General features: G+C 58.7%; 23 protein-coding genes. 8 read left to right on the top strand and 15 right to left on the bottom strand.

The window, feature by feature from the left end:
- Positions 1-2 precede the first annotated feature (2 nt).
- The 13 genes from lpxA to rpsB form a co-directional block, all read right to left on the bottom strand.
- Entirely contained in the window at positions 3-779 is a 777-nt protein-coding gene (gene lpxA / locus LOY43_RS05695; protein WP_007908847.1) for an acyl-ACP--UDP-N-acetylglucosamine O-acyltransferase, read from the bottom strand.
- Positions 776-1,216 (bottom strand): 3-hydroxyacyl-ACP dehydratase FabZ, encoded by a 441-nt coding sequence (gene fabZ / locus LOY43_RS05690; protein WP_003222142.1) that lies wholly within the window; start codon positions 1,214-1,216, stop codon positions 776-778. Before fabZ ends, lpxA begins: the two co-directional genes overlap by 4 nt.
- A gap of 105 nt (positions 1,217-1,321) precedes the next feature.
- Positions 1,322-2,377: a UDP-3-O-(3-hydroxymyristoyl)glucosamine N-acyltransferase gene (gene lpxD, locus LOY43_RS05685; protein ID WP_258709323.1), complete on the bottom strand. Its 1,056-nt coding sequence runs from the start codon at positions 2,375-2,377 to the stop codon at positions 1,322-1,324.
- 3 nt (positions 2,378-2,380) lie between these two features.
- Positions 2,381-2,884: an OmpH family outer membrane protein gene (locus tag LOY43_RS05680; RefSeq protein WP_007908849.1), complete on the bottom strand. Its 504-nt coding sequence runs from the start codon at positions 2,882-2,884 to the stop codon at positions 2,381-2,383.
- Positions 2,885-2,929: 45 nt separating this feature from the next.
- A complete protein-coding gene (gene bamA, locus LOY43_RS05675; protein WP_258709322.1) occupies positions 2,930-5,305 on the bottom strand; it encodes an outer membrane protein assembly factor BamA in 2,376 nt (791 codons plus the stop codon).
- A 74-nt stretch (positions 5,306-5,379) separates the two neighbouring features.
- The gene (rseP, locus tag LOY43_RS05670) at positions 5,380-6,732 is read right to left on the bottom strand and encodes a sigma E protease regulator RseP (RefSeq protein ID WP_258709321.1); all 1,353 of its coding nucleotides are present in this window, start codon (positions 6,730-6,732) and stop codon (positions 5,380-5,382) included.
- Positions 6,733-6,786: 54 nt separating this feature from the next.
- Positions 6,787-7,977: a 1-deoxy-D-xylulose-5-phosphate reductoisomerase gene (gene ispC / locus LOY43_RS05665; RefSeq protein WP_095050400.1), complete on the bottom strand. Its 1,191-nt coding sequence runs from the start codon at positions 7,975-7,977 to the stop codon at positions 6,787-6,789.
- Positions 7,974-8,780 (bottom strand): phosphatidate cytidylyltransferase, encoded by an 807-nt coding sequence (locus LOY43_RS05660; RefSeq protein WP_093436592.1) that lies wholly within the window; start codon positions 8,778-8,780, stop codon positions 7,974-7,976. The genes ispC and LOY43_RS05660 overlap by 4 nt, the downstream gene beginning before the upstream one ends.
- Entirely contained in the window at positions 8,780-9,535 is a 756-nt protein-coding gene (uppS, locus tag LOY43_RS05655; protein WP_007908854.1) for a polyprenyl diphosphate synthase, read from the bottom strand. The genes LOY43_RS05660 and uppS overlap by 1 nt, the downstream gene beginning before the upstream one ends.
- A gap of 14 nt (positions 9,536-9,549) precedes the next feature.
- On the bottom strand, positions 9,550-10,107 hold the full coding sequence (frr, locus tag LOY43_RS05650; RefSeq protein ID WP_095050399.1) for a ribosome recycling factor: 558 nt from the start codon (positions 10,105-10,107) through the stop codon (positions 9,550-9,552).
- Positions 10,104-10,847 (bottom strand): UMP kinase, encoded by a 744-nt coding sequence (gene pyrH, locus LOY43_RS05645; protein WP_003222124.1) that lies wholly within the window; start codon positions 10,845-10,847, stop codon positions 10,104-10,106. Before pyrH ends, frr begins: the two co-directional genes overlap by 4 nt.
- A 210-nt stretch (positions 10,848-11,057) precedes the next feature.
- Positions 11,058-11,921 carry a translation elongation factor Ts gene (gene tsf / locus LOY43_RS05640; protein ID WP_093436595.1) on the bottom strand — a complete coding sequence of 288 codons (864 nt, stop codon included), beginning with the start codon at positions 11,919-11,921 and terminating at the stop codon, positions 11,058-11,060.
- Positions 11,922-12,113: 192 nt separating this feature from the next.
- Entirely contained in the window at positions 12,114-12,851 is a 738-nt protein-coding gene (gene rpsB / locus LOY43_RS05635) for a 30S ribosomal protein S2 (RefSeq protein WP_003222119.1), read from the bottom strand.
- 372 nt (positions 12,852-13,223) lie between these two features.
- On the opposite strand from rpsB, the gene map reads away from it, so the two are divergent.
- From map to dapC, 3 genes are read left to right on the top strand one after another with little or no spacing between them, the layout of a single operon-like run.
- The gene (gene map / locus LOY43_RS05630) at positions 13,224-14,006 is read left to right on the top strand and encodes a type I methionyl aminopeptidase (RefSeq protein ID WP_007908857.1); all 783 of its coding nucleotides are present in this window, start codon (positions 13,224-13,226) and stop codon (positions 14,004-14,006) included.
- A 41-nt stretch (positions 14,007-14,047) separates the two neighbouring features.
- Positions 14,048-16,750, top strand: a complete 2,703-nt coding sequence (locus LOY43_RS05625) for a [protein-PII] uridylyltransferase (protein ID WP_093436598.1) — start codon at positions 14,048-14,050, stop codon at positions 16,748-16,750.
- A 43-nt stretch (positions 16,751-16,793) separates the two neighbouring features.
- Positions 16,794-17,993, top strand: coding sequence for a succinyldiaminopimelate transaminase (gene dapC, locus LOY43_RS05620; RefSeq protein WP_095126487.1), 1,200 nt, complete (start codon positions 16,794-16,796; stop codon positions 17,991-17,993).
- Between the two features lie 45 nt (positions 17,994-18,038).
- Here the strand turns inward: dapC and LOY43_RS05615 are convergent, their stop codons facing one another.
- Positions 18,039-19,670 carry a Na+/H+ antiporter gene (locus LOY43_RS05615; protein WP_258709320.1) on the bottom strand — a complete coding sequence of 544 codons (1,632 nt, stop codon included), beginning with the start codon at positions 19,668-19,670 and terminating at the stop codon, positions 18,039-18,041.
- Between the two features lie 286 nt (positions 19,671-19,956).
- Between LOY43_RS05615 and LOY43_RS05610 the strand changes: the two genes are divergently transcribed.
- The 4 genes from LOY43_RS05610 to LOY43_RS05595 all read left to right on the top strand — a co-directional run bounded on the left by LOY43_RS05610 (position 19,957) and on the right by LOY43_RS05595 (position 23,127).
- The gene (locus tag LOY43_RS05610; RefSeq protein ID WP_003222107.1) at positions 19,957-20,319 is read left to right on the top strand and encodes an ArsC family reductase; all 363 of its coding nucleotides are present in this window, start codon (positions 19,957-19,959) and stop codon (positions 20,317-20,319) included.
- A gap of 33 nt (positions 20,320-20,352) precedes the next feature.
- On the top strand, positions 20,353-21,387 hold the full coding sequence (gene dapD / locus LOY43_RS05605; protein WP_003222105.1) for a 2,3,4,5-tetrahydropyridine-2,6-dicarboxylate N-succinyltransferase: 1,035 nt from the start codon (positions 20,353-20,355) through the stop codon (positions 21,385-21,387).
- A gap of 133 nt (positions 21,388-21,520) precedes the next feature.
- Positions 21,521-22,726 carry an aminotransferase class V-fold PLP-dependent enzyme gene (locus tag LOY43_RS05600; RefSeq protein WP_258709319.1) on the top strand — a complete coding sequence of 402 codons (1,206 nt, stop codon included), beginning with the start codon at positions 21,521-21,523 and terminating at the stop codon, positions 22,724-22,726.
- Positions 22,723-23,127: a SufE family protein gene (locus LOY43_RS05595; protein ID WP_095050393.1), complete on the top strand. Its 405-nt coding sequence runs from the start codon at positions 22,723-22,725 to the stop codon at positions 23,125-23,127. Before LOY43_RS05600 ends, LOY43_RS05595 begins: the two co-directional genes overlap by 4 nt.
- A gap of 126 nt (positions 23,128-23,253) precedes the next feature.
- On the opposite strand, the gene tcdA is transcribed toward LOY43_RS05595, so the two are convergent.
- Positions 23,254-24,072 carry a tRNA cyclic N6-threonylcarbamoyladenosine(37) synthase TcdA gene (tcdA, locus tag LOY43_RS05590; RefSeq protein ID WP_095050392.1) on the bottom strand — a complete coding sequence of 273 codons (819 nt, stop codon included), beginning with the start codon at positions 24,070-24,072 and terminating at the stop codon, positions 23,254-23,256.
- 214 nt (positions 24,073-24,286) lie between these two features.
- On the opposite strand from tcdA, the gene LOY43_RS05585 reads away from it, so the two are divergent.
- Complete coding sequence (locus LOY43_RS05585; RefSeq protein WP_258709318.1) at positions 24,287-26,875, top strand: glycosyltransferase; 2,589 nt, start codon at positions 24,287-24,289, stop codon at positions 26,873-26,875.
- Positions 26,876-26,889: the final 14 nt, after the last annotated feature.

The raw sequence follows: 26,889 nt of genomic DNA, 5'->3' as shown, positions 1-26,889 counted from the left end.
GATCAGCGAGTGATGCCGCGAGTCGACGACTGGATGGAGTCACGGAATATCGCAACTTCCGGGAACTGCGCAGCAGGCTCGGCCAGCTCGGCCAACGCCTGTTCGACCGTGAGGCCTTGGCGATAGACGGTTTTGTAAGCGCGACGCAGCGTGTGGATCGCGTCCTCGCTGAAACCACGACGGCGCATGCCCTCGAAGTTCATGCTGCGCGCTTCAGCCGGGTTGCCGAACACGGTGACGAACGCCGGAACGTCCTTGCCGATGGCAGTGCCCATGCCGGAAAAGCTGTGGGCGCCGATATGGCAATACTGGTGAACCAGAGTAAACCCGGAGAGGATCGCCCAGTCATCCACGTGCACATGGCCAGCCAACGCGGTGTTGTTGACCAGAATGCAGTGGTTGCCGATGACGCTGTCGTGACCGATGTGCGCATAGGCCATGATCAGATTGTGATCGCCCAACGTGGTTTCCGAACGGTCCTGCACGGTGCCGCGGTGAATCGTCACGCCTTCGCGGATGACGTTGTGGTCACCGATCACCAGACGGGTTTCTTCACCCTTGTACTTCAGATCAGGCGTGTCTTCGCCTACCGAAGAAAACTGGTAGATGCGATTGTGCTTGCCGATGCGGGTCGGGCCTTTGAGGATTACATGCGGCCCGATCACGGTACCCTCGCCGATTTCCACACCTGCGCCGATGATCGACCACGGGCCGACCTCGACGCCATCAGCCAGAACGGCTGACGGATCGATGATTGCGCGAGGGTCAATCAAACTCATAGCTTGCGTTCCGCGCAGATGATTTCAGCGGAGCAGACTGGTTTGCCGTCGACCGAAGCCTGGCATTCGAACTTCCAGATCTGACGCTTGCAGCTGATGAACTTGGCTTCAAGGATCAGTTGATCGCCCGGCAACACCGGCTGGCGGAAGCGCAGCTTGTCGGAACCGACGAAGTAATACAGGGTGCCGTCGGCAGGCTTCACATCAAGCATTTTGAAACCGAGGATCCCGGCAGCCTGAGCCATCGCTTCGATGATCAGCACGCCCGGCATGATTGGATGCGCCGGGAAGTGACCATTGAAGAACGGTTCATTGATGCTGACATTCTTGTAGGCGCGAATGCGCTTGCCTTCAGTGTCCAGTTCCACCACCCGGTCCACCAGCAGGAACGGGTAACGGTGAGGCAGGTATTCGCGAATCTCGTTGATGTCCATCATTTCGGGGGAAGCCTATGTAAAGATTGGGAGCGCGACTGACGCGCACTCCTCTAGCAAATCAAGGAGGCAGTCTAGAGGCTGTGCACACTTGATATGGAAATGGTATCAGCCATCAGATGAAGCATTGCCGTCAGGGGTCACTTCCCCTACGCGCTTTTCCAGCTGTTTCAAACGTCGCGCGATGTCATCGAGCTGACGGATGCGGGCCGCGCTTTTGCGCCATTCGGCCGCCGGTTGCATGGCTGTACCGGAAGAATAGGCACCCGGCTCGGTAATCGAGTGGGTCACCATGGTCATCCCGGTCAGGAAAACGTTGTCGCAAATATCAATGTGGCCGACCAGACCGACACCGCCGGCGAGCATGCAATGCTTGCCGATTTTAGTGCTGCCGGAGATCCCGACGCACGCCGCCATGGCGGTGTGATCACCGACCTGAACGTTGTGGGCGATCTGGATCTGGTTGTCGAGCTTCACGCCATTGCCAATCACGGTATCGGCCAGAGCGCCGCGGTCGATGGCGGTGTTCACGCCAATCTCGACATCGTCGCCGATAGTCACACCACCGATCTGAGCAATTTTCTGCCAGATGCCTTTTTCGTTGGCGAAGCCGAAGCCTTCACCCCCGAGCACAGCACCGGACTGAATCACCACACGCTTACCGACGCGCACGTCGTGATACAGCGTCACGCGCGGCGCGAGCCAGCCGCCTTCGCCGATTTCGCTGCGGGCACCGACGACACAATGCGCACCCAGCGTCACGTGCGCACCAACGCGTGCGCCGGCCTCGATCACTACGAAAGGACCGATGCTGGCGGTTGCATCAACCACCGCGTCCGCCGCAATGACCGCTGAAGGATGGATACCCGCAGTGGCTTTTGGCTTGGGATCGAACAGATGAGAGATACGCGCGTAAGCCAGGTAAGGATCAGGCACGACCAACGCATTACCGGCAAAACCTTCGGCATCAGCTTCTTTGAGCAGCAATGCAGCTGCCTGCGAGCCCGCCAGGTATTTGCGATATTGAGGGTTTGCCAGAAAGCTCAACTGAGCTGGGCCAGCCTCTTGCAAAGTGGCTAGCCCAGTAATTTGCTTCTCAGGGTCGCCACGCAGGGTGGCGCCGAGGAACTCGGCCAACTGGCCGAGTTTGATAGTCACGGTCATGGGTTACTTCAGCTGATTCATGCGCTCGATAACCTGGCGCGTGATGTCGTACTGAGGTTTGACATCAATCACTGCGCCACGCTCGAACACCAGGTCAAAACCACCTTTCTTGATGACTTCTTCCACTGCGCTATCCAGTTTCGGCTTCAGCTGCTTGAGCATTTCGCGGTCGGCAACAGCTTTGGCTTCGTTCAGCTCTTTGGACTGGAACTGGAAGTCACGGGCCTTTTGCTTGAATTCCAGCTCCAGACGCTCACGCTCACCTTGCTGCATTTTGTCGCCACCGGCCATCAGACGGTCCTGAATGCCTTTGGCGCTGCTTTCCAGCGTCTTCAGTTTGGTCAGTTGCGGACCGAACTTCTTCTCGGCATCCACGGCATATTTCTTCGCCGCGTCGGATTCCAGCAAGGCCATCTGATAGTTCAGAACGGCAATTTTCATGTCGGCAAATGCCGGGCCTGCCACCATCAAGGAGGCCAGGAGAACCAATTGAGTCAACTTACGCACGATGCACTCCTACAAAATCCATTGTCGTTATCTTGGGTCAGACGCTTAGAACGTCTGGCCGAGGGAGAATTGGAACACTTGAGTTTCAGCCTCATCCGGCTTCTTGATCGGCATGGCCAACGCGAAGCTCAGAGGACCCAGTGCGGTGACCCAGGTCACACCCACACCAACGGAACTGGCCATGTTGCTCAAGCTGATGTCGTTGCACTTGGTGTTCGACGTCGAGCCGTTCGCATTGGTAGTGTCCTTGCACTGCGAGTCAAATACGTTACCCACATCCCAGAAAACAGAAGTACGCAGGGAACGCTGATCTTTCACGAACGGCAGCGGGAACAGAACCTCGACACCACCCTGGATCAGGACGTTACCACCGAACGGCAGTGGATCCTGGTCCGGGTCAGCCAATGTACCCGGGTTGGTACCACGGCTCGGCGTACTGCGCGGGCCGAGGGTACTGTCCTTGAAGCCACGAACCGAGTTGAAACCACCAGCATAGTAGTTTTCATAGAATGGCAAGCCATCGGTTCCGCCGTATCCGTCGCCATAACCCAGCTCTGTGTGCAGACGCAGGGTGTAGTTCTCGCTGATCGGCTGGAACAGCTGACCGCGGTAATCAAGTTTGTAGAACGACAGGTCGCTGCCCGGCACTGTGGTTTCCAGGGTCAGACTCTGGGAACGACCACGGGTCGGCAGTACGCCTTTGTTCAGGGTGGACTCGGACCAGCCGGCCGAAGCCTTGAAGTTCAGGTACTTGTCGCCTTCCTTGTTCACGAAGTCGAAAATCTCGTCAACGGTATAGGTACCGGTCTTGATCTCGTCCTGCTGAACCGACAGACCAAACGTCAGACGCGAAGTCTCGCTGATCGGGTAGCCAACGTTTACGCCGGCGCCCAGGCTGTCTACCGCATAGCTCGCTACGTCGACGTCGAGGTCTTTGTAGTCAGTGGTGCGATAGAACGCGTTGTAACCCAGGCTCACGCCATCGGCGGTCCAGTACGGGTCAACGTAACCGAAGTTGTAGCGGCTCTGGTATTCGCTGCGAGTCAGGCCGATGCTGACGCGGTTACCGGTACCCAGGAAGTTGTTCTGAGTGATCGAACCACCGAGGATCAGACCGGCGCTCTGGGCGAAACCGACGCTGGCGGTAATCGAACCGGAAGCCTGTTCTTCAACGCTGTAGTTAACATCTACCTGGTCGTCGACACCCGGAACAGCCGGAGTTTCAACGTTCACTTCTTTAAAGAAGCCGAGACGCTCAAGACGGGTCTTGGACTGGTCGATCAGGTAAGTCGAAGCCCAGCCGCCTTCCATCTGACGCATTTCACGACGCAGCACTTCGTCTTCGGACTTGGTGTTGCCACGGAAGTTGATGCGGTTGACGTAGGCACGCTTGCCCGGATCAACAGCGAACAGGATATCGACAGTGTGATCTTCATCGTGCGGCTGAGGTACGCCGTTGACGTTGGCGAAGGTGTAACCCTCGTTACCCAGACGACGAGTGATCAGCTCGGACGTGGTGGTCATCAGCTTGCGCGAGAACACCTGACCCTTCTGCACCAGCAGCAGGGACTTGACCTGATCTTCAGGGACTTTCAGATCACCACTGAGCTTGACGTCACGAACGGTGTACTTCTCGCCTTCGGTGACGTTGACAGTGATGTAGACGTGTTTCTTGTCCGGAGTGATCGACACCTGAGTCGAAGCGATATCCATATTGATATAGCCACGATCCAGGTAGTAGGAACGCAGACGCTCCAGGTCACCGGACAGTTTTTCACGGGCGTACTTGTCATCGTTCTTGAAGAACGACAGCCAGTTGGTGGTCTTCAGTTCGAACAGGTCGGTCAGGTCTTCCTCAGGGAAAACCGTGTTGCCCACCACGTTGATGTGCTGAATCGCCGCAACGGTACCTTCGTTGATCTTCACTTTCAGGCCGACGCGGTTACGCGGTTGCGATACCACTTCGGTATCGACCGTAGCCGAGTAGCGACCTTGCGCGACGTACTGACGTTGCAGTTCGTTACGCACGCCTTCAAGGGTGGCGCGCTGGAAGATCTCGCCTTCGGCCAGACCGGATTGCTTGAGACCTTTCATCAGGTCTTCAGTCGAGATCGCCTTGTTGCCTTCGATTTCGATACTGGCGACCGACGGACGCTCGACGACCGTGATTACCAGAACGTTGCCTTCGCGGCCCAGCTGGATATCTTGAAAGAAACCGGTTTTGAACAACGCACGAGTGGATTCCACCAGGCGACGATCATCCGCCTGCTCACCGACGTTCAACGGCAAGGCACCAAAGACGCTACCCGCGGAGACCCGCTGGAGGCCATTGACGCGAATATCAGAGATAGTGAAGGACTCGGCGTGAACTTCGGCGATCATCAATACGGTGAGAACCGCAGTTAGCAGCAGACGTTTCATGAAGTCCTTTCTTATTCCAACTGGCAATAAACAAACTGCCGCAAAATGCGGCAGATTCGCAATTCAGCGAAGCGTTACAGTCGACCCAGATCGTTGACCAGAGCAAGCAACATCACCCCGACCACCAAACTGATACCGATCTGTATCCCCCAACCTTGCACCCGATCCGACAAGGGACGACCACGCGCCCACTCGATCAGATAAAACAACAAATGCCCCCCATCCAGTACAGGAATGGGCAGCAAATTCAGAACCCCCAGGCTAATACTCAGATAAGCAAGGAAATTCAGGAAATCAGCAACGCCCGACTGGGCAGAAGCGCCCGCCACTTTAGCAATGGTTATCGGTCCACTCAAGTTTTTTACCGAGAGCTCGCCGAACAGCATTTTCTTCAGTGAATCGAGCGTCAGAATGCTCATGGTCCAAGTGCGACGGGCGCCCTCGCCAATCGCGGCCAACGGCCCATAACTGACCTCGCGGATCATCTCCGGCGGCCAGTCGACAGCTTTCACACCCGCGCCCAGATATCCGCTTGGCGATTTGCTTTCACCGCGCGCTGCCAGAGTCACAGGGACGTCGATTTGAGCACTGTCACGCTCGATGCGCAGCATGATTTTGGTATCAGGACGCGTACGAACGGTATCGACCACTTGTTGCCAGTCATTCAGCGCCTGGCCGTCGAGTGCCAACAGGCGATCACCAGTCTTCAGGCCAGCGGCCTGGGCCGGACCTTTCGGATCAAGCTCGGCCAACACCGGCGGCAGAGCCGGGCGCCAAGGACGAATACCCAGAGAGCGAATCGGGTCCGGCTCATCAGCACCTTTGAGCCAGTTATCGAGCTTCAGCTCACGCGGCGTATCCGCAGTCGAACCCTGCTCACGCACCAGCAACTGCAGAGAACCGCTTTCACCAAGGCGCCGGACCAATTGCAGATTGACGGCAGCCCAACCGGTAGTCGGCTCACCATCTACAGCAACAATTTCCTGACCAGCGTTCAAACCGGCACTGGCGGCGATACTGCCGGACTCAACTGCACCAATGACCGGGCGAATCTGCTCGCTGCCGAGCATGGCCAATACCCAAAAGAACACCAACGCCAACAGGAAGTTGGCAATGGGCCCGGCGGCAACAATGGCGATACGTTGACGCACGGATTTGCGGTTGAACGACTGGTCAAGCTGATCGACTGGCACTTCGCCTTCGCGCTCATCGAGCATCTTGACGTAGCCACCCAACGGTATCGCCGCGATTACAAATTCGGTGCCTTGCTTGTCATGCCAGCGCAGCAACGGCATGCCGAAGCCTACGGAAAAGCGCAGAACCTTGACGCCACAGCGACGCGCGACCCAGAAGTGGCCGAATTCGTGAAAGGTGACCAGCACACCCAAGGCGATCAGGGTGCCGGCAATCATATAGAGCGCGCTCATCTACTTTCTCCGCAATCCTGTTCAGTGCCGCGTGTAGCCATTGTGTTGCAAGTTTTATCGAGCGTGACGCTTCAACCATTGCTCAGCCAGGACTCGCGCCTTGGCATCAGCCGTAAACACGGCCTCGAGATCTGCCAATGCAACAACCGGCTCGAGGTTCAAGACTTCCTCGATGATACTCGCGATTTCCAGGTAACGGACCCGTCCGTCGAGAAACGCCGCCACCGCCACTTCATTGGCCGCATTGAGCATCGCCGGAGCGCTGTCGCCAGCCTCGGCAGCTTGCCGCGCCAGACGCAGGCAAGGGAAGCGCTCTTCATCCGGCGCCTCGAAATCCAGACGCGCGACGGCGAACAGATCCAGCGGTGCTACACCGGAATCAATGCGCTCCGGCCAGGCTAGGGCATTGGCAATCGGCGTACGCATATCGGGATTGCCCAACTGCGCCAGTACCGAACCGTCGACATAATCGACCAGCGAGTGAATCACGCTCTGCGGGTGAATCACCACCTCGACCTGCGAAGGCTTTGCATCAAACAACCAACAAGCCTCGATCAGTTCAAGACCTTTATTCATCATGCTGGCCGAATCGACCGAAATCTTGCGCCCCATGGACCAGTTAGGGTGCGCACACGCCTGATCAGGTGAAACATGCGCCAATTCACTCATGGGCGTCTGTCGGAACGGACCACCAGAGGCCGTGAGTAAAATCCGACGGACACCGACCGAGCTCAATCCACGAGCAAAATCCTGTGGCATGCACTGGAAAATCGCGTTGTGTTCGCTGTCGATCGGCAGCAGTACTGAACCGCTCTTGCGCACCGCTTGCATGAACAAGGCGCCGGACATCACCAGCGCCTCTTTATTGGCCAGAAGAATCTTCTTGCCCGCTTCAACGGCCGCCAAGGTCGGACGCAGCCCTGCTGCACCAACGATTGCTGCCATCACCGCGTCGACTTCCGGAGCAGCAGCGACCTGACACAGGCCCTCCTCCCCTACTAATACGCGGGTCGGCAAACCGGCGGCACGCAAATCGTCCTGCAAACTGCGCGCGGCAGTTGCCTCGGGCACCACAGCGAATTGCGGCACGTGGCGCACGCACAAGGCGAAAAGCTCGCTCAAACGCGTGAAACCACTCAACGCGAAAACCTGATAACGCTCAGGATGACGAGCAATGACATCGAGTGTGCTCAGGCCGATCGAGCCCGTCGCACCCAAAACGGTAATCTGTTGTGGGCGACTCACGGTGCAGCCATCCACAGCAGCACGGCGAAGACCGGAATGGCCGCGGTCAGACTGTCGATACGATCAAGCACGCCGCCATGACCGGGCAGCAGATTACTGCTGTCCTTGATACCGGACTGACGCTTGAACATGCTTTCGGTCAGATCGCCAACCACGGAGATGAAGACGATCAGCGCAGCGCCAATCAAGCCTTTAAGCAACTCGGCGACGGTCCAGTCGCGGACAAACGCGACAATGGCGGTAATCAGCAGACTCAGCACCAGACCACCGTACACGCCTTCCCAGCTTTTACCCGGACTGACTTGCGGGGCGAGCTTGCGCTTGCCGAATTTGCGCCCGGAGAAGTAAGCACCAATATCGGCACCCCAGACCAACACCATCACCGCCATGATCAGCCAGTTACCTAGCGGGTACTGCTTGATCTGCACCAAACCCTGCCAGGCCGGCAACAGAATCAGCAAGCCAATGACCAGTTTGGTGGCAGCCGTGGACCAATGCTCGCTGGAACGCGGATACGTCAGCACAAGGTAAGTCGCCACCGCCCACCAGAGCACCGAAGCCCCCAGCACCCACGGTGCCAGGCCCGGCAGTACATACATGACGAACAACATCAATGCGACGACCGCAGCATACCCGACGCGGAACGATTGAGCGGTAAATCCCGCCAGACGCGCCCATTCCCAAGCCCCCAGACTCACGACCAGACCGATGAACAGGGCAAAACCCGAACCTTCGAGCAAGAAAAAACCGCACAAGGCGATCGGCAGCAGGATCAGCGCAGTGATGATTCGTTGTTTAAGCATTAAACCCGGGCTCCAGCTTCGACCTGTTCGCTCGTTTTACCGAAGCGACGCTGGCGCGAAGCGAAATCGGCCAGCGCATTACGCATGGCATCGTGTTTGAAGTCCGGCCAGAACAGGTCGGAGAAGTACAACTCGGCGTAAGCCAGTTGCCACAGCAAGAAGTTGCTGATGCGGTGTTCGCCACCGGTACGGATGCACAGGTCCGGCAATGGCAGATCGCCGGTCGCCAGACAGGTTTGCAGCAGATCCGGGGTGATGTCTTCCGGGCGCAGGTGCCCAGCCTGAACTTCACGCGCCAGACGCTGGGCAGCCTGTGCAATATCCCACTGACCGCCGTAATTGGCGGCGATTTGCAGGATGAAACGGTTGGCACCCGCCGTCATCGCTTCAGCTTCACGCATTGCTGCCTGAAGCTCCGGATGAAAGCGTGAACGATCGCCAATGATGCGCAGGCTAATGTTGTTGTCGTTGAGGCGCTTGGCCTCACGACGCAATGCCTTGAAGAACAGATCCATCAAGGCACTGACTTCATCGGCCGGGCGCTGCCAGTTTTCACTGGAAAACGCGAACAGGGTGAGCACCTCGACCTTGGCCTCGGCGCACACCTCGATGACGGCCCGCACAGCATCCACACCCGCTTTATGCCCGGCGACACCCGGCATAAAGCGTTTTTTCGCCCAGCGATTGTTGCCATCCATGATGATCGCGACATGGCGCGGCACCGCGGACGGCGCAGTCTGCTTGGTCTTGTCCATTAAAAGCTCGAACCTTATACGGCCATCAGATCCGCTTCTTTTTGCTTGGTAGCCGCGTCGATATCAGCTTCAGCCTTGTCGGTGATTTTCTGAATATCGGCAGCAGCACGACGTTCTTCGTCTTCGCTGATTTCTTTGTCCTTGACCAGTTTCTTCAGCTCACCCAAAGCGTCACGACGAATGTTGCGCACGGCAACACGCGCGTCTTCGGCAGCACTGCGCGCCTGCTTGGTGAAGCCCTTGCGGGTTTCTTCAGTCAGGGCAGGCATGGAGATCAGCAACAACTCGCCCAGGTTGGTCGGGTTGAGGTTCAGACCAGCGCTCTGGATTGCCTTGTCGACTGCGGCGAGCATGTTGCGCTCGAAGGCAACGACTTGCAGGGTGCGCGAGTCTTTTACAGTGATATTGGCCACTTGGGTGATGGAAGTGTCTGCGCCGTAGTACGGCACCATCACGCTACCCAGAATGCTTGGGTGAGCCTTGCCGGTACGAATCTGACCAAAGGCGTGGATCAGAGAGTCCAGGGATTTCTGCATGCGCTCTTGAGCGTCTTTTTTGATTTCGTTGATCATTGTTGACCTTCCTCGATCAGGGTGCCTTCAGCGCCGCCATGGACGATGTTCAGCAGGGCACCGGGCTTGTTCATGTTGAATACGCGCAGCGGCATTTTGTGGTCGCGGCACAGGCAAATAGCGGTCAGATCCATAACGCCCAGCTTGCGATCCAGTACTTCATCATAAGTCAGATGATCGAACTTCTCGGCATGCGGGTCTTTGAACGGGTCAGCGGTGTAGACGCCATCGACCTTGGTCGCCTTGAGCACGACATCGGCATCGATTTCGATTGCACGCAGGCAGGCTGCCGAATCCGTGGTGAAGAACGGGTTGCCGGTACCGGCAGCGAAGATCACGACGTCTTTGGAGTTCAGGTGGCGCATGGCTTTGCGGCGATCATAGTGATCGGTCACGCCCACCATGGAAATGGCCGACATCACGATGGCCGAGATATTGGCACGCTCCAGCGCGTCGCGCATGGCCAGGGCGTTCATCACAGTGGCCAGCATGCCCATGTGGTCACCTGTCACCCGATCCATACCGGCTTTGCTCAACGCTTCGCCACGGAACAGGTTGCCACCACCGATCACCAGACCGACCTGTACGCCGATGCCGACCAGTTGGCCGACTTCCAGCGCCATCCGATCCAGCACTTTTGGATCGATCCCGAACTCTTCCGAGCCCATCAGGGCCTCGCCGCTAAGCTTGAGTAGAATGCGTTTATAGCGAGCCTGATAACCACTGCCCTGCTGAGCCATTGCGAATCTCTCCTGCGGCGTATTTAAAAATTCTTTGCGAGCTGTTTACAGCTGGCGTTCACTCTAGCTTGGCGCTGCTTCAGCGCCATCGGAACATGGCTTTGTAAGTCAGTTCCAAGTGGAAACCAATTAAAAATTGGCAACCCCATCTGAAAAGAGGCTGCGCGCGTAAGCGGGCAGCCTCTTTCGGGCGACAGTTGAAAAACCGTCTTATTGCTTGGCGGCAGCCAGCTGGGCAGCAACTTCTTCAGCGAAGTTGTCGACCGGCTTCTCGATGCCTTCGCCTACTTTGTAGTAAGTGAAGGAAACGATTTCTGCGCCGCCTTTCTTGGCCAGCTCGCCAACCTTGATTTCAGGGTTCTTGACGAACGCCTGCTCAACCAGGCTTGCTTCTGCCAGGAACTTGCTGATACGGCCTTTGACCATGTTCTCAACAATGTTTTCTGGCTTGCCTTTGATCTTCTCTTCGTTCAGCTGCAGGAACACAGCTTTTTCACGCTCGATCGCTTCAGCCGAAACTTGCGAAGGCAGCAGGAACTCAGGGTTGCTAGCAGCGACGTGCATCGCGATGTCTTTGGCCAGCTCGACGTCACCGCCTTTCAGAGCCACAACAACACCGATCTTGTTGCCATGCAGGTACGAACCTACAACGTCACCTTCGATACGGGTCAGACGACGGATGTTGACGTTCTCGCCTACTTTGGCAACCAGCGCTTCACGAGCAGCTTCTTGCGAAGCGATCAGCGGAGCAGCGTCGGTCAGCTTGTCAGCGAAGGCTTTTTCAACGCTGGCAGCAACGAAGTTTTTGAAGTCGTCTTGCAGGGCCAGGAAGTCGGTCTGCGAGTTCACTTCCAGGATAACGGCAGCTTTACCGTCGTCCTTGATTGCGATTGCGCCTTCAGCGGCAACGTTGCCAGCCTTTTTCGCAGCCTTGATCGCGCCCGAAGCACGCATGTCATCAATGGCTTTTTCGATGTCGCCGTCAGCCTTTTCCAGGGCTTTCTTGCAGTCCATCATGCCTTCGCCGGTACGCTCGCGCAGTTCTTTAACCAACGCTGCAGTAATTGCTGCCATTTTCAAATTCCTCTTGGATAGGTTTTCAACCATTCCACCCGATCGAACGGGCGTTCAATTCTTCCCGAGCCCCACCTTGTAGCTGCTGCACGTTACAGGAGCTGTAGCTGCGCTGCCGACAAATGGTTTTCGAGGTGGCAAAAAGGGGGCCAAGCCCCCTTTTTGCTTACTGAGTTAACGCCAGGGCGCTAATTACTCAGCTGCAGCCTGAGTTTCTTCAGCTGCGAATTCTACAGTGCCGCCAGCAACATTGTTGCGACCACGGATCACTGCGTCAGCCATCGAACCCATGTACAGCTGGATAGCGCGGATTGCGTCATCGTTGCCTGGGATGATGTAGTCAACGCCTTCCGGGCTGCTGTTGGTGTCGACAACGCCGATTACCGGGATGCCCAGCTTGTTGGCTTCGGTGATCGCGATGCGCTCGTGGTCAACGTCGATCACGAACAGTGCGTCTGGCAGACCGCCCATGTCCTTGATGCCGCCCAGCGAACGATCCAGCTTTTCCAGGTCACGGGAGCGCATCAGCGCTTCTTTCTTGGTCAGCTTGGCGAAAGTACCGTCTTCGGCTTGAACTTCAAGGTCACGCAGACGCTTGATGGAAGCACGAATGGTTTTGAAGTTGGTCAGCATGCCGCCCAACCAGCGGTGATCGACGTACGGCGAACCGCAACGTGCTGCTTCTTCAGCAACGATCTTGCCAGCGGAACGCTTGGTGCCGACGAACAGAATCTTGTTTTTGCCCTGGGCCAGACGCTCTACGAAAGTCAGAGCTTCGTTGAACATTGGCAGGGTTTTTTCAAGGTTGATGATGTGAATCTTGTTACGCGCGCCGAAAATGTACTTACCCATTTTCGGATTCCAGTAACGGGTTTGGTGACCGAAGTGCACACCGGCCTTCAGCATATCGCGCATATTGACTTGGGACATGATAGTTCCTTAATAAGTCGGGTTTGGCCTCCACGTATCCCAATGACCAACCAGTGGCATAAAGCCAAAAGCACCCAGGTCATCGTGTCGACACGTGTGTGGATTTAAGCTTTTCGGGGTATCCCCGGAAAGCGGCGCATTTTATACCACAGGGTGCGCAGAAACGGAACCCGGAATCTGTATTCGCACCAAGGACATGGGCGCAGCCCCTTGGAATCGGCCCCGAACGCACCATTGTATAGAGAGAAGCGATACACGCGGGCGCTGAATTGCGCCGTGCGTCTGTTAGAATCGCGTTTTTCAGGGTCGCCAATCGAACACTCGCCACCCTATCCGTATCAGCAAGCGCCGCCGAGCGCAGAGAGAGCCTGTATGACCGTCAACCTCAAAACTCCCGAGGACATCGCTGGCATGCGTGTCGCCGGCAAACTGGCCGCCGATGTGCTGGAAATGATTGCCGAACATGTCAAGCCGGGCGTCACCACCGATGAGCTGAACCAGATCTGCCACGACTACATCGTCAACGTGCAGCAAGCCATCCCTGCCCCGCTCAACTACAAGGGCTACCCGAAGTCGATCTGCACCTCGATCAACCACGTGGTCTGCCATGGTATCCCGAACGACAAGCCGCTGAAAAACGGCGACACCCTGAATATCGACGTTACCGTGATCAAAGACGGCTACCACGGCGACACCAGCCGCATGTTCCACGTCGGCGAAGTGCCGGTCTGGGCCGAGCGTCTGTCGCAGATCACCCAGGAATGCATGTACAAGGCGATCGAGATCGTCAAACCCGGCTGCCGCCTCGGCGACATCGGCGAAGTGATCCAGAAGCACGCCGAGAAGAACGGTTTCTCGGTGGTTCGCGAGTTCTGCGGTCACGGCATCGGCAAGGTCTTCCACGAAGAGCCGCAGATCCTCCACTACGGCCGCGCGGGCACCGGCATGGAACTGAAGGCCGGCATGACCTTCACCATCGAGCCGATGATCAACCAGGGCAAGGCCGACACCAAAGTACTGGGCGACGGCTGGACCGCGATCACCAAGGACCGCAAGCTCTCGGCACAGTGGGAACACACCCTGCTGGTCACCGACACCGGCTACGAGATCTTCACTCTGCGCGCCGATGACACCATCCCGCGCGTCTCGGCCTGATCCAGACAACGCTCCCAGCCTTATAGAAGGAAAGCCAATCGATGCCGCAGGTGGATCCCGAACTCTTCGACCGCGGCCAGTTCCAGGCTGAACTGGCCCTGAAAGCGAGTCCTATCGCGGCGTTCAAGAAGGCGATCCGCCAGGCTCGGGAGGTGCTCGACACGCGTTTTCGCAATGGCCGCGACATCCGCCGCCTGATCGAAGACCGCGCCTGGTTCGTCGACAACATCCTGCAAAAGGCCTGGGAGCAGTTCAACTGGAGCGAAGACGCCGACATCGCGCTGGTCGCGGTCGGCGGCTACGGTCGCGGTGAGCTGCACCCGTATTCCGACATCGACTTGCTGATTCTGCTGGACAGCGCCGACCACGAAGTTTTCCGCGACTCCATCGAGCGCTTTCTGACGCTGCTGTGGGACATCGGCCTGGAAGTCGGTCAGAGCGTGCGCTCGGTCGACGAATGCGCCGAAGAGGCCCGCGCTGACCTGACCGTCGTCACCAACCTGATGGAAAGCCGCACCATCTGCGGTCCCGAGCGTCTGCGCCAGCGCATGCTCGATGTCACCAGCACCGCGCACATGTGGCCGGCCAAAGAGTTCTTCCTGGCCAAGCGCGCCGAGCAAAAAGCCCGTCATCACAAATACAACGACACCGAATACAACCTGGAACCCAACGTCAAAGGCTCGCCCGGTGGCCTGCGGGATATCCAGACGATTCTGTGGGTGGCCCGGCGTCAGTACGGCACCCTGAACCTGCGCGCCCTCGCCGGCGAAGGCTTCCTGGTCGAAAGCGAAAACGCCCTGCTCGCCTCCTCTCAGGAATTCCTCTGGAAAGTGCGCTACGCCCTGCACATGCTGGCGGGACGATCGGAAGACCGCTTGCTGTTCGATCACCAGCGCACCATTGCCGGGCTGCTCGGGTTTGAAGGTGACGACGCCAAACAGGCCGTCGAAAACTTCATGCAGCAATATTTCCGTGTGGTGATGAGCATTGCCCAGCTCAGCGACCTGATCATCCAGCACTTCGAGGAAGTCATTCTCGCGCCGGAAGACGAAGCTGCGCCGCAGCCGATCAACTCACGCTTCCAGTTGCACGACGGTTATATCGAGGCACGCAACGACAACGTGTTCCGCCGCACGCCATTCGCCATGCTCGAGATCTTCGTGCTGATGGCCCAGCAGCCGGAAATCAAAGGCGTGCGTGCCGACACTATTCGATTGCTGCGGGAAAACCGTCACCTGATCGACGACAACTTCCGCAACGATATTCGCAACACCAGCCTGTTCATCGAGCTGTTCAAGTGCAAGATCGGCATCCACCGCAACCTGCGCCGGATGAACCGTTACGGCATTCTCGGGCGTTATCTGCCCGAATTCGGCTTTATCGTCGGGCAGATGCAGCACGACCTGTTTCACATCTATACGGTCGATGCGCATACGCTGAACCTGATCAAGCACCTGCGCAAATTGCAGTACACCCAGGTCTCGGAGAAATTTCCGCTGGCCGCCAAACTCATGGCCAAACTGCCTAAGCCCGAACTGATCTACATGGCGGGCCTGTACCACGACATCGGTAAAGGCCGGCATGGCGATCACTCGGAGATCGGCGCAGTCGATGCCGAGGCGTTCTGCCAGCGTCATCAGTTACCGGTGTGGGATAGCCGTCTGATTGTCTGGCTGGTGCAGAACCATCTGGTGATGTCGACCACCGCCCAGCGCAAGGACTTGTCCGACCCGCAGGTGATCCACGATTTTGCCTTGGCGGTTGGCGATGAAACCCGCCTCGACTATCTCTACGTGCTGACCGTGGCCGACATCAACGCGACCAACCCGACACTGTGGAACTCGTGGCGCGCCAGCCTGTTGCGCCAGCTCTACACCGAGACCAAGCGCGCCTTGCGCCGTGGCCTGGAAAACCCGGTGGACCGCGAAGAGCAGATCCGCCAGACCCAAAGCGCCGCGCTGGATATTCTGGTGCGTGGTGGCACCGACCCGGACGACGTCGAGCAGTTGTGGGCGCAATTGGGCGATGACTATTTCCTGCGCCACACCGCCGGCGACGTGGCCTGGCACAGCGATGCGATCCTGCAGCAACCGGTCGATGGCGGGCCGCTCGTACTGATCAAGGAAACCACCCAGCGCGAGTTCGAGGGCGGCACGCAAATCTTCATTTATGCACCGGACCAGCACGACTTTTTCGCCGTGACCGTGGCGGCGATGGATCAGCTCAACCTGAACATTCACGACGCCCGGGTCATCACTTCGAGCAGCCAGTTCACCCTCGACACCTACATTGTGCTCGACAACGAAGGCGAATCCATCGGCGACAACCCGGCACGGGTCAAGCAGATCCGCGAAGGCCTGACCGAAGCCCTGCGCAACCCAGACGATTACCCGACGATCATCCAGCGCCGCGTGCCGCGCCAGCTCAAGCATTTCGCCTTTGCGCCGCAGGTCACCATCCACAACGATGCGCAGCGTCCGGTGACCGTGCTGGAGTTGACCGCCCCTGATCGCCCGGGCCTGCTGGCACGGATCGGCGGGATTTTCCTCGAGTTCGACCTGTCGCTGCAGAACGCCAAGATTGCGACCCTCGGCGAGCGGGTGGAAGACGTCTTCTTCATCACCGACGCCCACAACCAACCGTTGTCCGACCCGTTGCTGTGCAGCCGTTTGCAGGATGCGATCGTTGAGCAACTGAGCGTCAATCAGGAACCCGATATCAAACTGTCGCGCCTCAGTATTTGATGGCGCCCCGGATTCAAATGGCTTTGCACGAGACCCAGCCCCAATGAACAACGCTCTGAACCAGCTCCAGCCGTACCCGTTCGAAAAGCTCCGCGCCCTGCTCGGCACCGTGACCCCGAACCCGGACAAACGCCCGATCGCCCTGTCGATCGGCGAGCCGAAACATCGCTCGCCAAGCTTTGTCGCCGAAGCGCTGGCCAACAGTCTGGATCAGATGGCCGTCTACCCGACCACCCTCGGTATCCCCGCCCTGCGCGAGGCCATTGCCGGCTGGTGCGAGCGTCGTTTCGGCGTGCCAAGCGGCTGGATCGATCCGGCGCGCAACGTGCTGCCGGTCAATGGCACCCGTGAAGCGCTGTTCGCGTTCACCCAGACCGTAGTCAACCGTGGCGATGATGCGTTGGTGGTCAGCCCGAACCCGTTCTACCAGATCTACGAAGGCGCCGCGTTCCTCGCCGGGGCCAAGCCGCACTACCTGCCGTGCCTGGACGAGAACGGCTTCAACCCGGATTTCGATGCCGTTTCGCCGGACATCTGGAAACGTTGCCAGATCCTGTTCCTCTGCTCGCCGGGCAACCCGACCGGCGCGCTGATCCCGGTCGACGCCCTGAAAAAACTGATCGCTTTGGCCGACGAGTACGACTTCGTGATCGCCGCCGACGAGTGCTACAGCGAGTTGTACTTCGACGAGCAAACGCCGCCGCCGGGCTTGCTGACGGCCTGCGTCGAACTGGGCCGCAAGGACTTCAAGCGTTGCGTGGTGTTCCACAGCCTGTCCAAGCGCTCCAACCTGCCGGGCCTGCGCTCCGGCTTTGTTGCCGGCGACGCCGATATCCTCAAAGGCTTCCTGCTGTATCGCACCTACCACGGCTGCGCAATGCCGGTACAAACCCAACTGGCCAGCGTTGCCGCGTGGAACGACGAGGTCCACGTGCGCGCCAACCGCGCTCTGTACCGGGAAAAATTCGATGCCGTGCTGGAAATTCTCAGCCCGGTGATGGACGTGCAGCGTCCGGATGGCAGCTTCTATCTGTGGCCGAACGTGCAAGGTGATGACGCCGCATTCTGCCGCGACCTGTTTGAGCAAGAGCACGTGACCGTGGTGCCGGGTTCGTACCTGTCCCGTGATGTCGATGGCGTCAACCCGGGCGCAGGCCGTGTGCGCATGGCGCTGGTTGCCCCCCTGGCCGAATGCGTCGAAGCCGCCGAACGGATTCGCGCCTTCATCACTCGCCAGCAGTAATCATCAAGAGTCCGCACCAGGCATCTGGTGCGGACTCTTGATGGGTTATTTGACCTTCCCCAGATTGGCCTCACTCAAATCCAGATCGGCCAACACTTCTCTGAGGACGTCATCAGCTATCTGGTGATGACGACTGAGGCTATAGAGTTCCAGACGCTGTGCCCTGAGCGCTTTCAGGCGCATGCGCCGCTCGAGTAAATCCATCTGAAACGCGAGGGCCTGCGCTTCGGCGGAATCGTTGAAGACATCCAGTTGATGGCGATATTCGGACATGATCCGCGCCTTCAACTCGGCCGACAGCGCAGCCTGAGCAGCGTCCTGCGGGGTGGCTTCCTCGGTCTCCAGCGCATGTATCGCCGCTTCCGCGGTTTTGCGCCAGGCATCGCGCACTTCCTGGCGTCGCTTGTCGTCCGGGCTTTTTTCAATCCCGCGCAACAACAGCGGCAGCGCGATGCATGCCGAAATCAGCGACAGCAGAATCACCCCGGCGGCGATGAAGATCAGCAGGTCACGCTCGGGAAACGTATCCGTGCCCATCAACATCGGCACCGACATCACGCCGGCCAGCGTTACTGCACCGCGCACACCGCCGACAGTCAGCAGCCAGCAGGAGCGCGCGGTCGGGACTTGCGTCAGCTCGCCCTTGCCGCGCAAGCGGCGCAACAGCACCGATAAACGCCAGATGCTCTGCACCCAGATAAACCGCAACAAAACCAGCGCAAGAAAAATCGCCACGACATCGAGGCAGCGATAGAACAACGTCGGCCACAACGTCGGCTCGTGACTGACCACGGCTTTGATGATGTCCGGCAATTGCAGGCCGAGCAGGAGGAAAATCAAACCATTGAAAGCGAACTCCAGCAACGACCAGACGCTGCGATTGAGCAATCGGGTGCTGGTCTGCCTTGGCAACAGATCGAGCCAGCTCTGCATCATCCCCGCCGCCACGGCCGAGAGAATGCCCGAGACGCCAAGACGTTCCGCCAGCACATAAGCCGCGAACGGCAGCAACAACATGAACACCACATGAGTCGCCGGATCATCCCAGCCACGGGCAATCATCCACGCCCGCAAGCGCCCGACCAGCCAGCTCAAGGCCACACCGACCGCCAACCCGCCGAGCGCCACCAGGACGAAAGTCAGGCTGGCGTTGGTCAGCGAGAACACGCCTGTGATGGCCGCCACCAGGGCGAACTTGAAGGTCACCAGACCGGAGGCATCGTTCATCAGCGCCTCGCCCTGCAATATATGCATCAACGGGGTCGGCAAGCGGTTTTGCGAAATGGCCGACACCGCCACAGCGTCGGTGGGCGACAACACCGCCGCCAAGGCGAACGCTACCGGCAGTGGAATGGACGGCAACAGCCAATGAATGAAGTACCCGGCGCCGACCACGGTGAACAACACCAGCCCCACCGCCAGCGTGAGGATCGGCCCGCGCAAATGCCAGAACTCGCGCTTGGGCATGCGCCAGCCATCGGAAAACAGCAGGGGCGGCAGGAACAGAAACAGGAACAATTCGGGATCGAGGGCCACATGCAGACCCAAGGTCGGCCAGGCGAGCAAGGCGCCGGCGGCAATCTGGACCAGTGGCAGAGGCAGCGGAATGACCCGCCCGACCAGACGCGAAACGCTAACCAGCATCAGCAGGATCAGGACGGTGTAAGCAGTTTGCATATAGCGGAAATCTCAGACAATCGACAGCGTTGAACTGCCATATTAGCCGCTTAGGATGCGTCTGACCGTTGCACCTATGTCGCACGCACCAAAGCCAAACCTGTAGGAGCTGCGGCACGCTGCGATCGTTTGATCTTTGAAAAAAAATCAAAAGATCGCAGCCTCGTTTCACTCGACAGCTCCTACAGGGATTTATGCAAGGAAATGAAGCCGGGCGCCCGAAACCGTTCGGTCATGGCATAATCCGACACCATTTTTCTCCAGCACCTGTAAAGGGGGCGATTCCTTGACCGTTTCAAGTAAAACGTTGCACCTTTTCGGCATCAAAGCCTGCGACACCATGAAGAAGGCGCGCACCTGGCTCGATGAACACGCTGTCAGCTACGACTTTCACGATTACAAAACCGCCGGCATCGACCGTGAGCACCTGACCCAATGGTGTGACGAACATGGCTGGCAAACGGTGTTGAACCGTGCAGGCACGACCTTTCGCAAACTCGACGACGAACGCAAAGCCGATCTCGACCAGTCGAAAGCCATCGAACTGATGCTCGCTCAACCCTCGATGATCAAGCGCCCGGTGCTCGATCTCGGTGATCGAACCCTGATTGGCTTCAAGCCAGATATCTACGCGGCCGCTCTGAAGTAAGCAGCCCGTCACTCTTTGTAGAGGTGTATTTACATGTCCAATTCCCTGTTCAGCATCGCCTTTGGTGTCGGCACTCAGAACCGTCAAGGCGCGTGGCTGGAAGTGTTCTACGCACAGCCACTGCTCAACCCTTCGGCCGAACTGGTCGCGGCGGTTGCGCCGATCCTCGGTTACACCGAAGGCAATCAGGCCATCACCTTCACCACCGCGCAGGCTGCGCAACTGGCTGAAGCCGTGAAAGGCATCGACGCCGTACAAGGCAAGCTGCTGACCCGTCTGGCGGAAAGCCACAAGCCGCTGGTCGCCACCCTGCTGGCCGAAGACGCGCAACTGACCTCGACACCTGAGGCTTACCTCAAGCTGCACCTGCTGTCGCACCGTCTGGTCAAGCCGCACGGCGTGAGCCTGGCCGGGATCTTCCCGCTGCTGCCGAACGTAGCGTGGACCAGCCAAGGCGCCATCGACCTGAGCGAACTGGCGGAAATGCAACTGGAGGCCCGTCTGCGTGGCGAGCTGCTGGAAGTGTTCTCGGTGGACAAGTTCCCGAAAATGACCGACTACGTGGTACCGGCTGGCGTGCGCATCGCTGACGCCGCGCGTCTGCGTCTGGGTGCTTACGTGGGCGAAGGCACCACCGTGATGCACGAAGGCTTCATCAACTTCAACGCCGGCACCGAAGGCCCGGGCATGATCGAAGGCCGCGTTTCCGCTGGCGTATTCGTCGGCAAGGGCTCGGACCTGGGCGGCGGTTGCTCGACCATGGGCACCCTGTCGGGCGGCGGCAACATCGTGATCAAGGTCGGCGAAGGCTGCCTGATCGGCGCCAACGCCGGTATCGGTATCCCGTTGGGCGACCGCAACACCGTTGAGTCGGGCCTCTATGTGACGGCCGGTACCAAGGTTGCGCTGCTCGACGAGCACAACAATCTGGTTAAAGTTGTGAAAGCGCGTGAGCTGGCCGGTCAGACTGACCTGCTGTTCCGTCGCAATTCGGAAACCGGTGCTGTGGAGTGCAAAACCCACAAATCGGCGATCGAACTGAACGAAGCGCTGCACGCTCACAACTAAGTGCTTGAATAATCCATTGTAGGAGTGAGCCTGCTCGCGATGCTTTTAGCGCCCTCACGGACGCCATCGCGAGCAGGCTCACTCCTACAGGATTTGGCGTACATCCCGCCCCTCTTCACCAGGGCTAAAAACTGTGATGATTCCCTCCCCGTGGCGTGCCGATTTCCCGGCCATCGCCGCGCTGCAACGGCAAGACCAGACCTATCTGGACAACGCCGCCACCACGCAAAAACCCCAAGCCCTGCTCGACGCACTGACGCATTACTACGCCAATGGCGCAGCCAATGTGCATCGCGCGCAACACTTGCCCGGCGCCCACGCCACGCAGGCTTTCGAGGACAGTCGGCTGAAGGTGGCCCAGTGGCTGAATGCCGGTGACAGCGGGCAAATCATCTTTACTCACGGCGCCACCAGTGCGCTGAACCTCCTGGCGTATGGCCTGGAACCTCTTTTTCAACCGGGCGATGAAATTGTCATCAGCGCCCTGGAGCATCACGCCAACCTGCTGCCATGGCAGCAACTGGCACAACGGCGCAATCTGAAGCTGGTGATTCTGCCGCTGGATGCCGACGGCCTGATCGACCTCGCTGCCGCTGTGCATCTGATTGGCCCGCGCACGCGATTGCTGGCAGTCAGTCAGTTGTCCAACGTGCTCGGTTCGTGGCAGCCATTGCCGGCGTTGCTGAGCATGGCCAAGGCGCAGAACGCGCTGACCGTGGTCGATGGCGCGCAAGGCGTGGTGCATGGTCGGCATGACGTGCAGGCGCTGGGTTGCGACTTCTACGTGTTTTCCAGCCACAAGCTGTATGGGCCGGATGGTTTAGGCGTTCTGTTCGGGCTCAATGCAGCGCTTGAACAACTGAAGCCTTGGCAGTTTGGCGGCGAAATGGTGCTGGAAGCCAACTACCACGACGCGCGCTTCCGCCCTGCTCCGCTGGGTTTTGAAGCGGGCACACCGCCGATTGCCAGTGTGATCGGCCTAGGTGCGACGCTGGATTATCTGGCCGGTCTGGATCAGGACGCGGTGTCCGCCCACGAGGCTGCGCTGCATGACTATCTGCTGCGTGGCCTTGCCGCCCGTAACGGCATTCGTTTGCTCGGCAAGCCGCAATTGGCGCTGGCGAGTTTTGTTGTCGAGGGTGTGCATAACGCCGATCTCGCGCATCTTTTGACTGAGCAAGGTATTGCCGTGCGCGCCGGGCATCACTGCGCGATGCCGCTGCTGAAAAGCTTCGAACTGGCTGGGGCGATTCGGGTGTCGCTGGCGCTGTACAACGATTCCGAGGATCTGGAACGCTTCTTTGAAGCGCTGGATCAGGCGCTGGAGTTGTTGCGATGAGTTTGCCGGTTGAGGCCGCCGAGGCGCTGCAGACTTTTCAGAATGCAGCGGGCTGGGAACAACGGGCGCGGTTGTTGATGCAGTTTGGTGATCGTTTGCCGCCACTAAGTGACGCCGACAAGTGTGACGCTAACCGGGTGCATGGCTGTGAGAGTCAGGTCTGGCTGGTTGGTGAACTGCACGACGGTCACTGGCAATTCAGCGCCAGCAGCGATGCACGGATGATTCGTGGGTTGGTGGCGTTGTTGCTGTTGCGGGTTAACGGTTTGTCGGCCACTGAACTGCAGCAGGTTGATTTACCGGACTGGTTCAATCAGCTAGGGCTTTCGCGACAACTATCGCCATCGCGCAGTAATGGCCTCAATGCCGTGCTCCAGCGAATGAATGATCTGGCGCGCTAACTGATCGTTCCCATGCTCTGCGTGGGAATGCCTCATCGGACGCTCCGCGTTCGGCTCTGGATGGGACGCGGAGCGTCCCGGGCTGCATTCCCACGCGGAGCGTGGGAACGATCAAGGCCTCACCGATCAAACCTGAGGTTTGACTCGGTCAGCCGGGCGCCGAACACCCGCGACAATCTTGTCCACAGCCTTGGTCGCCGCAACCATGCCGAACGTCGCTGTGACCATCATCACCGCACCAAACCCGCCGGCGCAGTCGAGCTTCACGCCATCGCCGACAAAACTCTTCTGCAAACAAATACTGCCATCCGGTTTCGGGTAGCGCAGCTGTTCCGTGGAAAACACACACGGCACACTGTAATGGCGGGTCACGGTGCGCGAAAAACCATAATCACGACGCAACGTCGAACGCACTTTCGAGGCCAACGGGTCGTTGAACGTGCGGTTGAGATCGCACACCTGAATCAGCGTCGGATCGATCTGCCCGCCCGCACCGCCGGTAGTGATGATCTGGATCTTGCGGCGCTTGCACCAGGCAATCAGCGCAGCCTTGGCGTTGACCGCGTCAATGCAGTCGATCACACAGTCGATGTTCGGTGTGATGTATTCGGCCATGGTCTCGCGGGTGACAAAATCCGCCACGGCGTGCACGGTGCAATCCGGGTTGATCCCGCGCAGACGCTCGGCCATCACTTCGACCTTGGGCTTGCCGACGGTGCTGTCCAGCGCGTGCAACTGGCGGTTGGCGTTGCTGACGCAAACGTCATCAAGGTCGAACAGCGAAATCTCGCCGACGCCACAACGGGCCATGGCTTCCGCCGCCCAGGAACCGACGCCACCGACGCCGACAATCGCCACATGGGCCGCGCGCAAGCGCTCCATGCCTTCGATGCCATACAAACGGGCGATGCCTGCAAACCGCGGATCTTCTGTACTCATGACCATTACCCCAAAAACCGGCGCGCATTATAGGGCTACACAGCGACAAGTTTTAAGCTTCGAACTACAAGTGTAAGAACTTAAGTCAAAGTCGGCTGCCCAATGTCGGGCATTTCCCTGTCTGATGTACGACTTGCGAACTGCCGGTGTAGGATGCGCGCCCCTCGGGCGTATAGCCGACCGATCCTCCGTTCCACAGCCTTTGGAACCCGAAATAGCTATGTCATCGCGTAAATTTGGACTCAACCTGGTGGTGGTTCTGGCAATCGCCGCCCTGTTCACCGGTTTCTGGGCGCTGATCAATCGTCCGGTTTCCGCGCCGAACTGGCCGGAGCAGATCTCCGGTTTCTCCTATTCGCCATTCCAGCAGGGCCAATACCCCCAGAAGGATCAATATCCGTCTGACGAAGAGATGCGCCGCGACCTGGAGATCATGAGCAAGCTGACGGACAACATCCGCATCTACTCGGTCGACGGCTCGTTGCAAGACATCCCGAAACTGGCTGAAGAATTCGGCCTGCGCGTGACATTGGGGATCTGGATCAGCCCCGATCAGGAACGCAACGAACGGGAAATCACCCGAGCCATCGAACTGGCCAACACTTCACGCAGCGTGGTTCGCGTGGTGGTCGGTAACGAAGCGATCTTCCGCAAGGAAATCACCGCCCAAGAGCTGAGCGTGCTGCTCGATCGCGTGCGCGCGGCGGTGAAAGTGCCGGTGACCACCTCCGAGCAATGGCACGTCTGGGAAGAACACCCGGAACTGGCCAAGCACGTTGACCTGATCGCTGCGCACGTTCTGCCGTACTGGGAATTCATCCCGGTCGACAAGGCCGGGCAGTTCGTTTTCGACCGCGCCCGCGATCTGAAAAAGATGTTCCCGAAAAAACCGCTGCTGCTCTCCGAAGTCGGCTGGCCGAGCAACGGTCGCATGCGCGGTGGCGCCGATGCGTCGCCGGCGGATCAGGCGATCTACCTGCGCACACTGGTCAACAAGCTCAACCGCCAAGGCTTCAACTACTTCGTGATCGAAGCGTTTGACCAGCCGTGGAAGGCCAGCGACGAAGGCTCGGTCGGCGCGTACTGGGGCGTGTTCAACGCTGCGCGTCAGCAGAAATTCAACTTCGAAGGCCCGGTGGTCGCGATCCCGCAATGGCGAGTGCTGGCAGTCGGTTCGGTGGTATTGGCGTTGCTGTCGCTGACCCTGCTGATGATCGACGGCTCGGCGCTGCGTCAGCGTGGGCGGATCTTCCTGACCTTTATCGCCTTCCTCTGTGGTTCGGTGCTGGTGTGGATCGGTTACGACTACAGCCTGCAATACAGCACGTGGTTCAGTTTGACGGTCGGCTTCCTCTTGGCACTGGGTGCGCTCGGAGTGTTTATCGTCTTGCTGACGGAAGCCCATGAACTGGCCGAAGCGGTGTGGATTCACAAGCGGCGGCGTGAGTTCCTGCCGGTCGAGGGCGACTCCAGCTATCGCCCGAAAGTCTCGATCCATGTGCCGTGCTACAACGAGCCGCCGGACATGGTCAAACAGACCCTCGACGCCCTCGCCGCCCTCGATTATCCGGACTACGAAGTCCTGATCATCGACAACAACACCAAGGACCCGGCGGTGTGGGAACCGGTGCGCGACTACTGCGCAACCCTCGGTCCGCGCTTCAAGTTCTTCCACGTCTCGCCCCTGGCCGGTTTCAAGGGTGGCGCGCTGAACTACCTGATTCCGCACACCGCCAAGGATGCCGAAGTGATCGCGGTGATCGACTCCGATTACTGCGTGCATCCGAACTGGCTCAAGCACATGGTGCCGCACTTCGCTGACCCGAAAATCGCCGTGGTGCAGTCGCCGCAGGATTACCGCGATCAGAACGAAAGCACCTTCAAGAAGCTCTGCTACGCCGAATACAAAGGCTTCTTCCATATCGGCATGGTCACTCGTAACGACCGTGACGCAATCATCCAGCACGGCACCATGACCATGACCCGCCGCTCGGTGCTGGAAGAATTGGGCTGGGCCGACTGGTGCATCTGTGAAGACGCCGAACTCGGTCTGCGCGTGTTCGAAAAAGGCTTGTCGGCGGCGTATTACCACGACAGCTACGGCAAGGGCCTGATGCCGGATACGTTTATCGACTTCAAGAAACAGCGTTTCCGCTGGGCTTACGGTGCGATTCAGATCATCAAACGCCACACCGGCAGTCTGCTGCGTGGCAAGGACACCGAGCTGACCCGTGGCCAGCGTTACCACTTCCTCGCGGGCTGGTTGCCGTGGGTCGCGGACGGCATGAACATCTTCTTCACCGTCGGCGCGCTGTTGTGGTCGGCGGCAATGATCATCGTGCCGCAACGGGTCGATCCGCCGCTGCTGATCTTCGCGATCCCGCCACTGGCGCTGTTCGTGTTCAAGGTCGGCAAGATCATCTTCCTCTACCGTCGCGCCGTCGGCGTGAACCTGAAAGATGCGTTTTGCGCGGCACTGGCCGGGCTGGCGTTGTCGCACACCATCGCCAAAGCGGTGCTGTATGGCTTTTTCACCAGCAGCATTCCGTTCATACGCACGCCAAAAAACGCTGACAGCCACGGCTTCTGGGTGGCAATTTCCGAGGCACGGGAAGAGCTGTTCATCATGCTGCTGTTGTGGGGCGCGGCGCTGGGGATCTTCCTGGTCAACGGCATGCCGAGCAACGACATGCGTTTCTGGGTGGTGATGTTGCTGGTGCAGTCGCTGCCGTATCTGGCGGCGCTGATCATGGCGTTCCTGTCGTCGTTGCCTAAACCGGCCACTGCGCCTGAGCCGGCAACAGCATAATCAGTAACGGATAC

It is taken from the genome of Pseudomonas sp. B21-041 (genome assembly GCF_024748675.1).
Lineage (GTDB): Bacteria > Pseudomonadota > Gammaproteobacteria > Pseudomonadales > Pseudomonadaceae > Aquipseudomonas > Aquipseudomonas neuropathica.
Note: the sequence above shows the minus strand (reverse complement) of the source record. Positions and strands in the feature narration are given on the sequence as shown.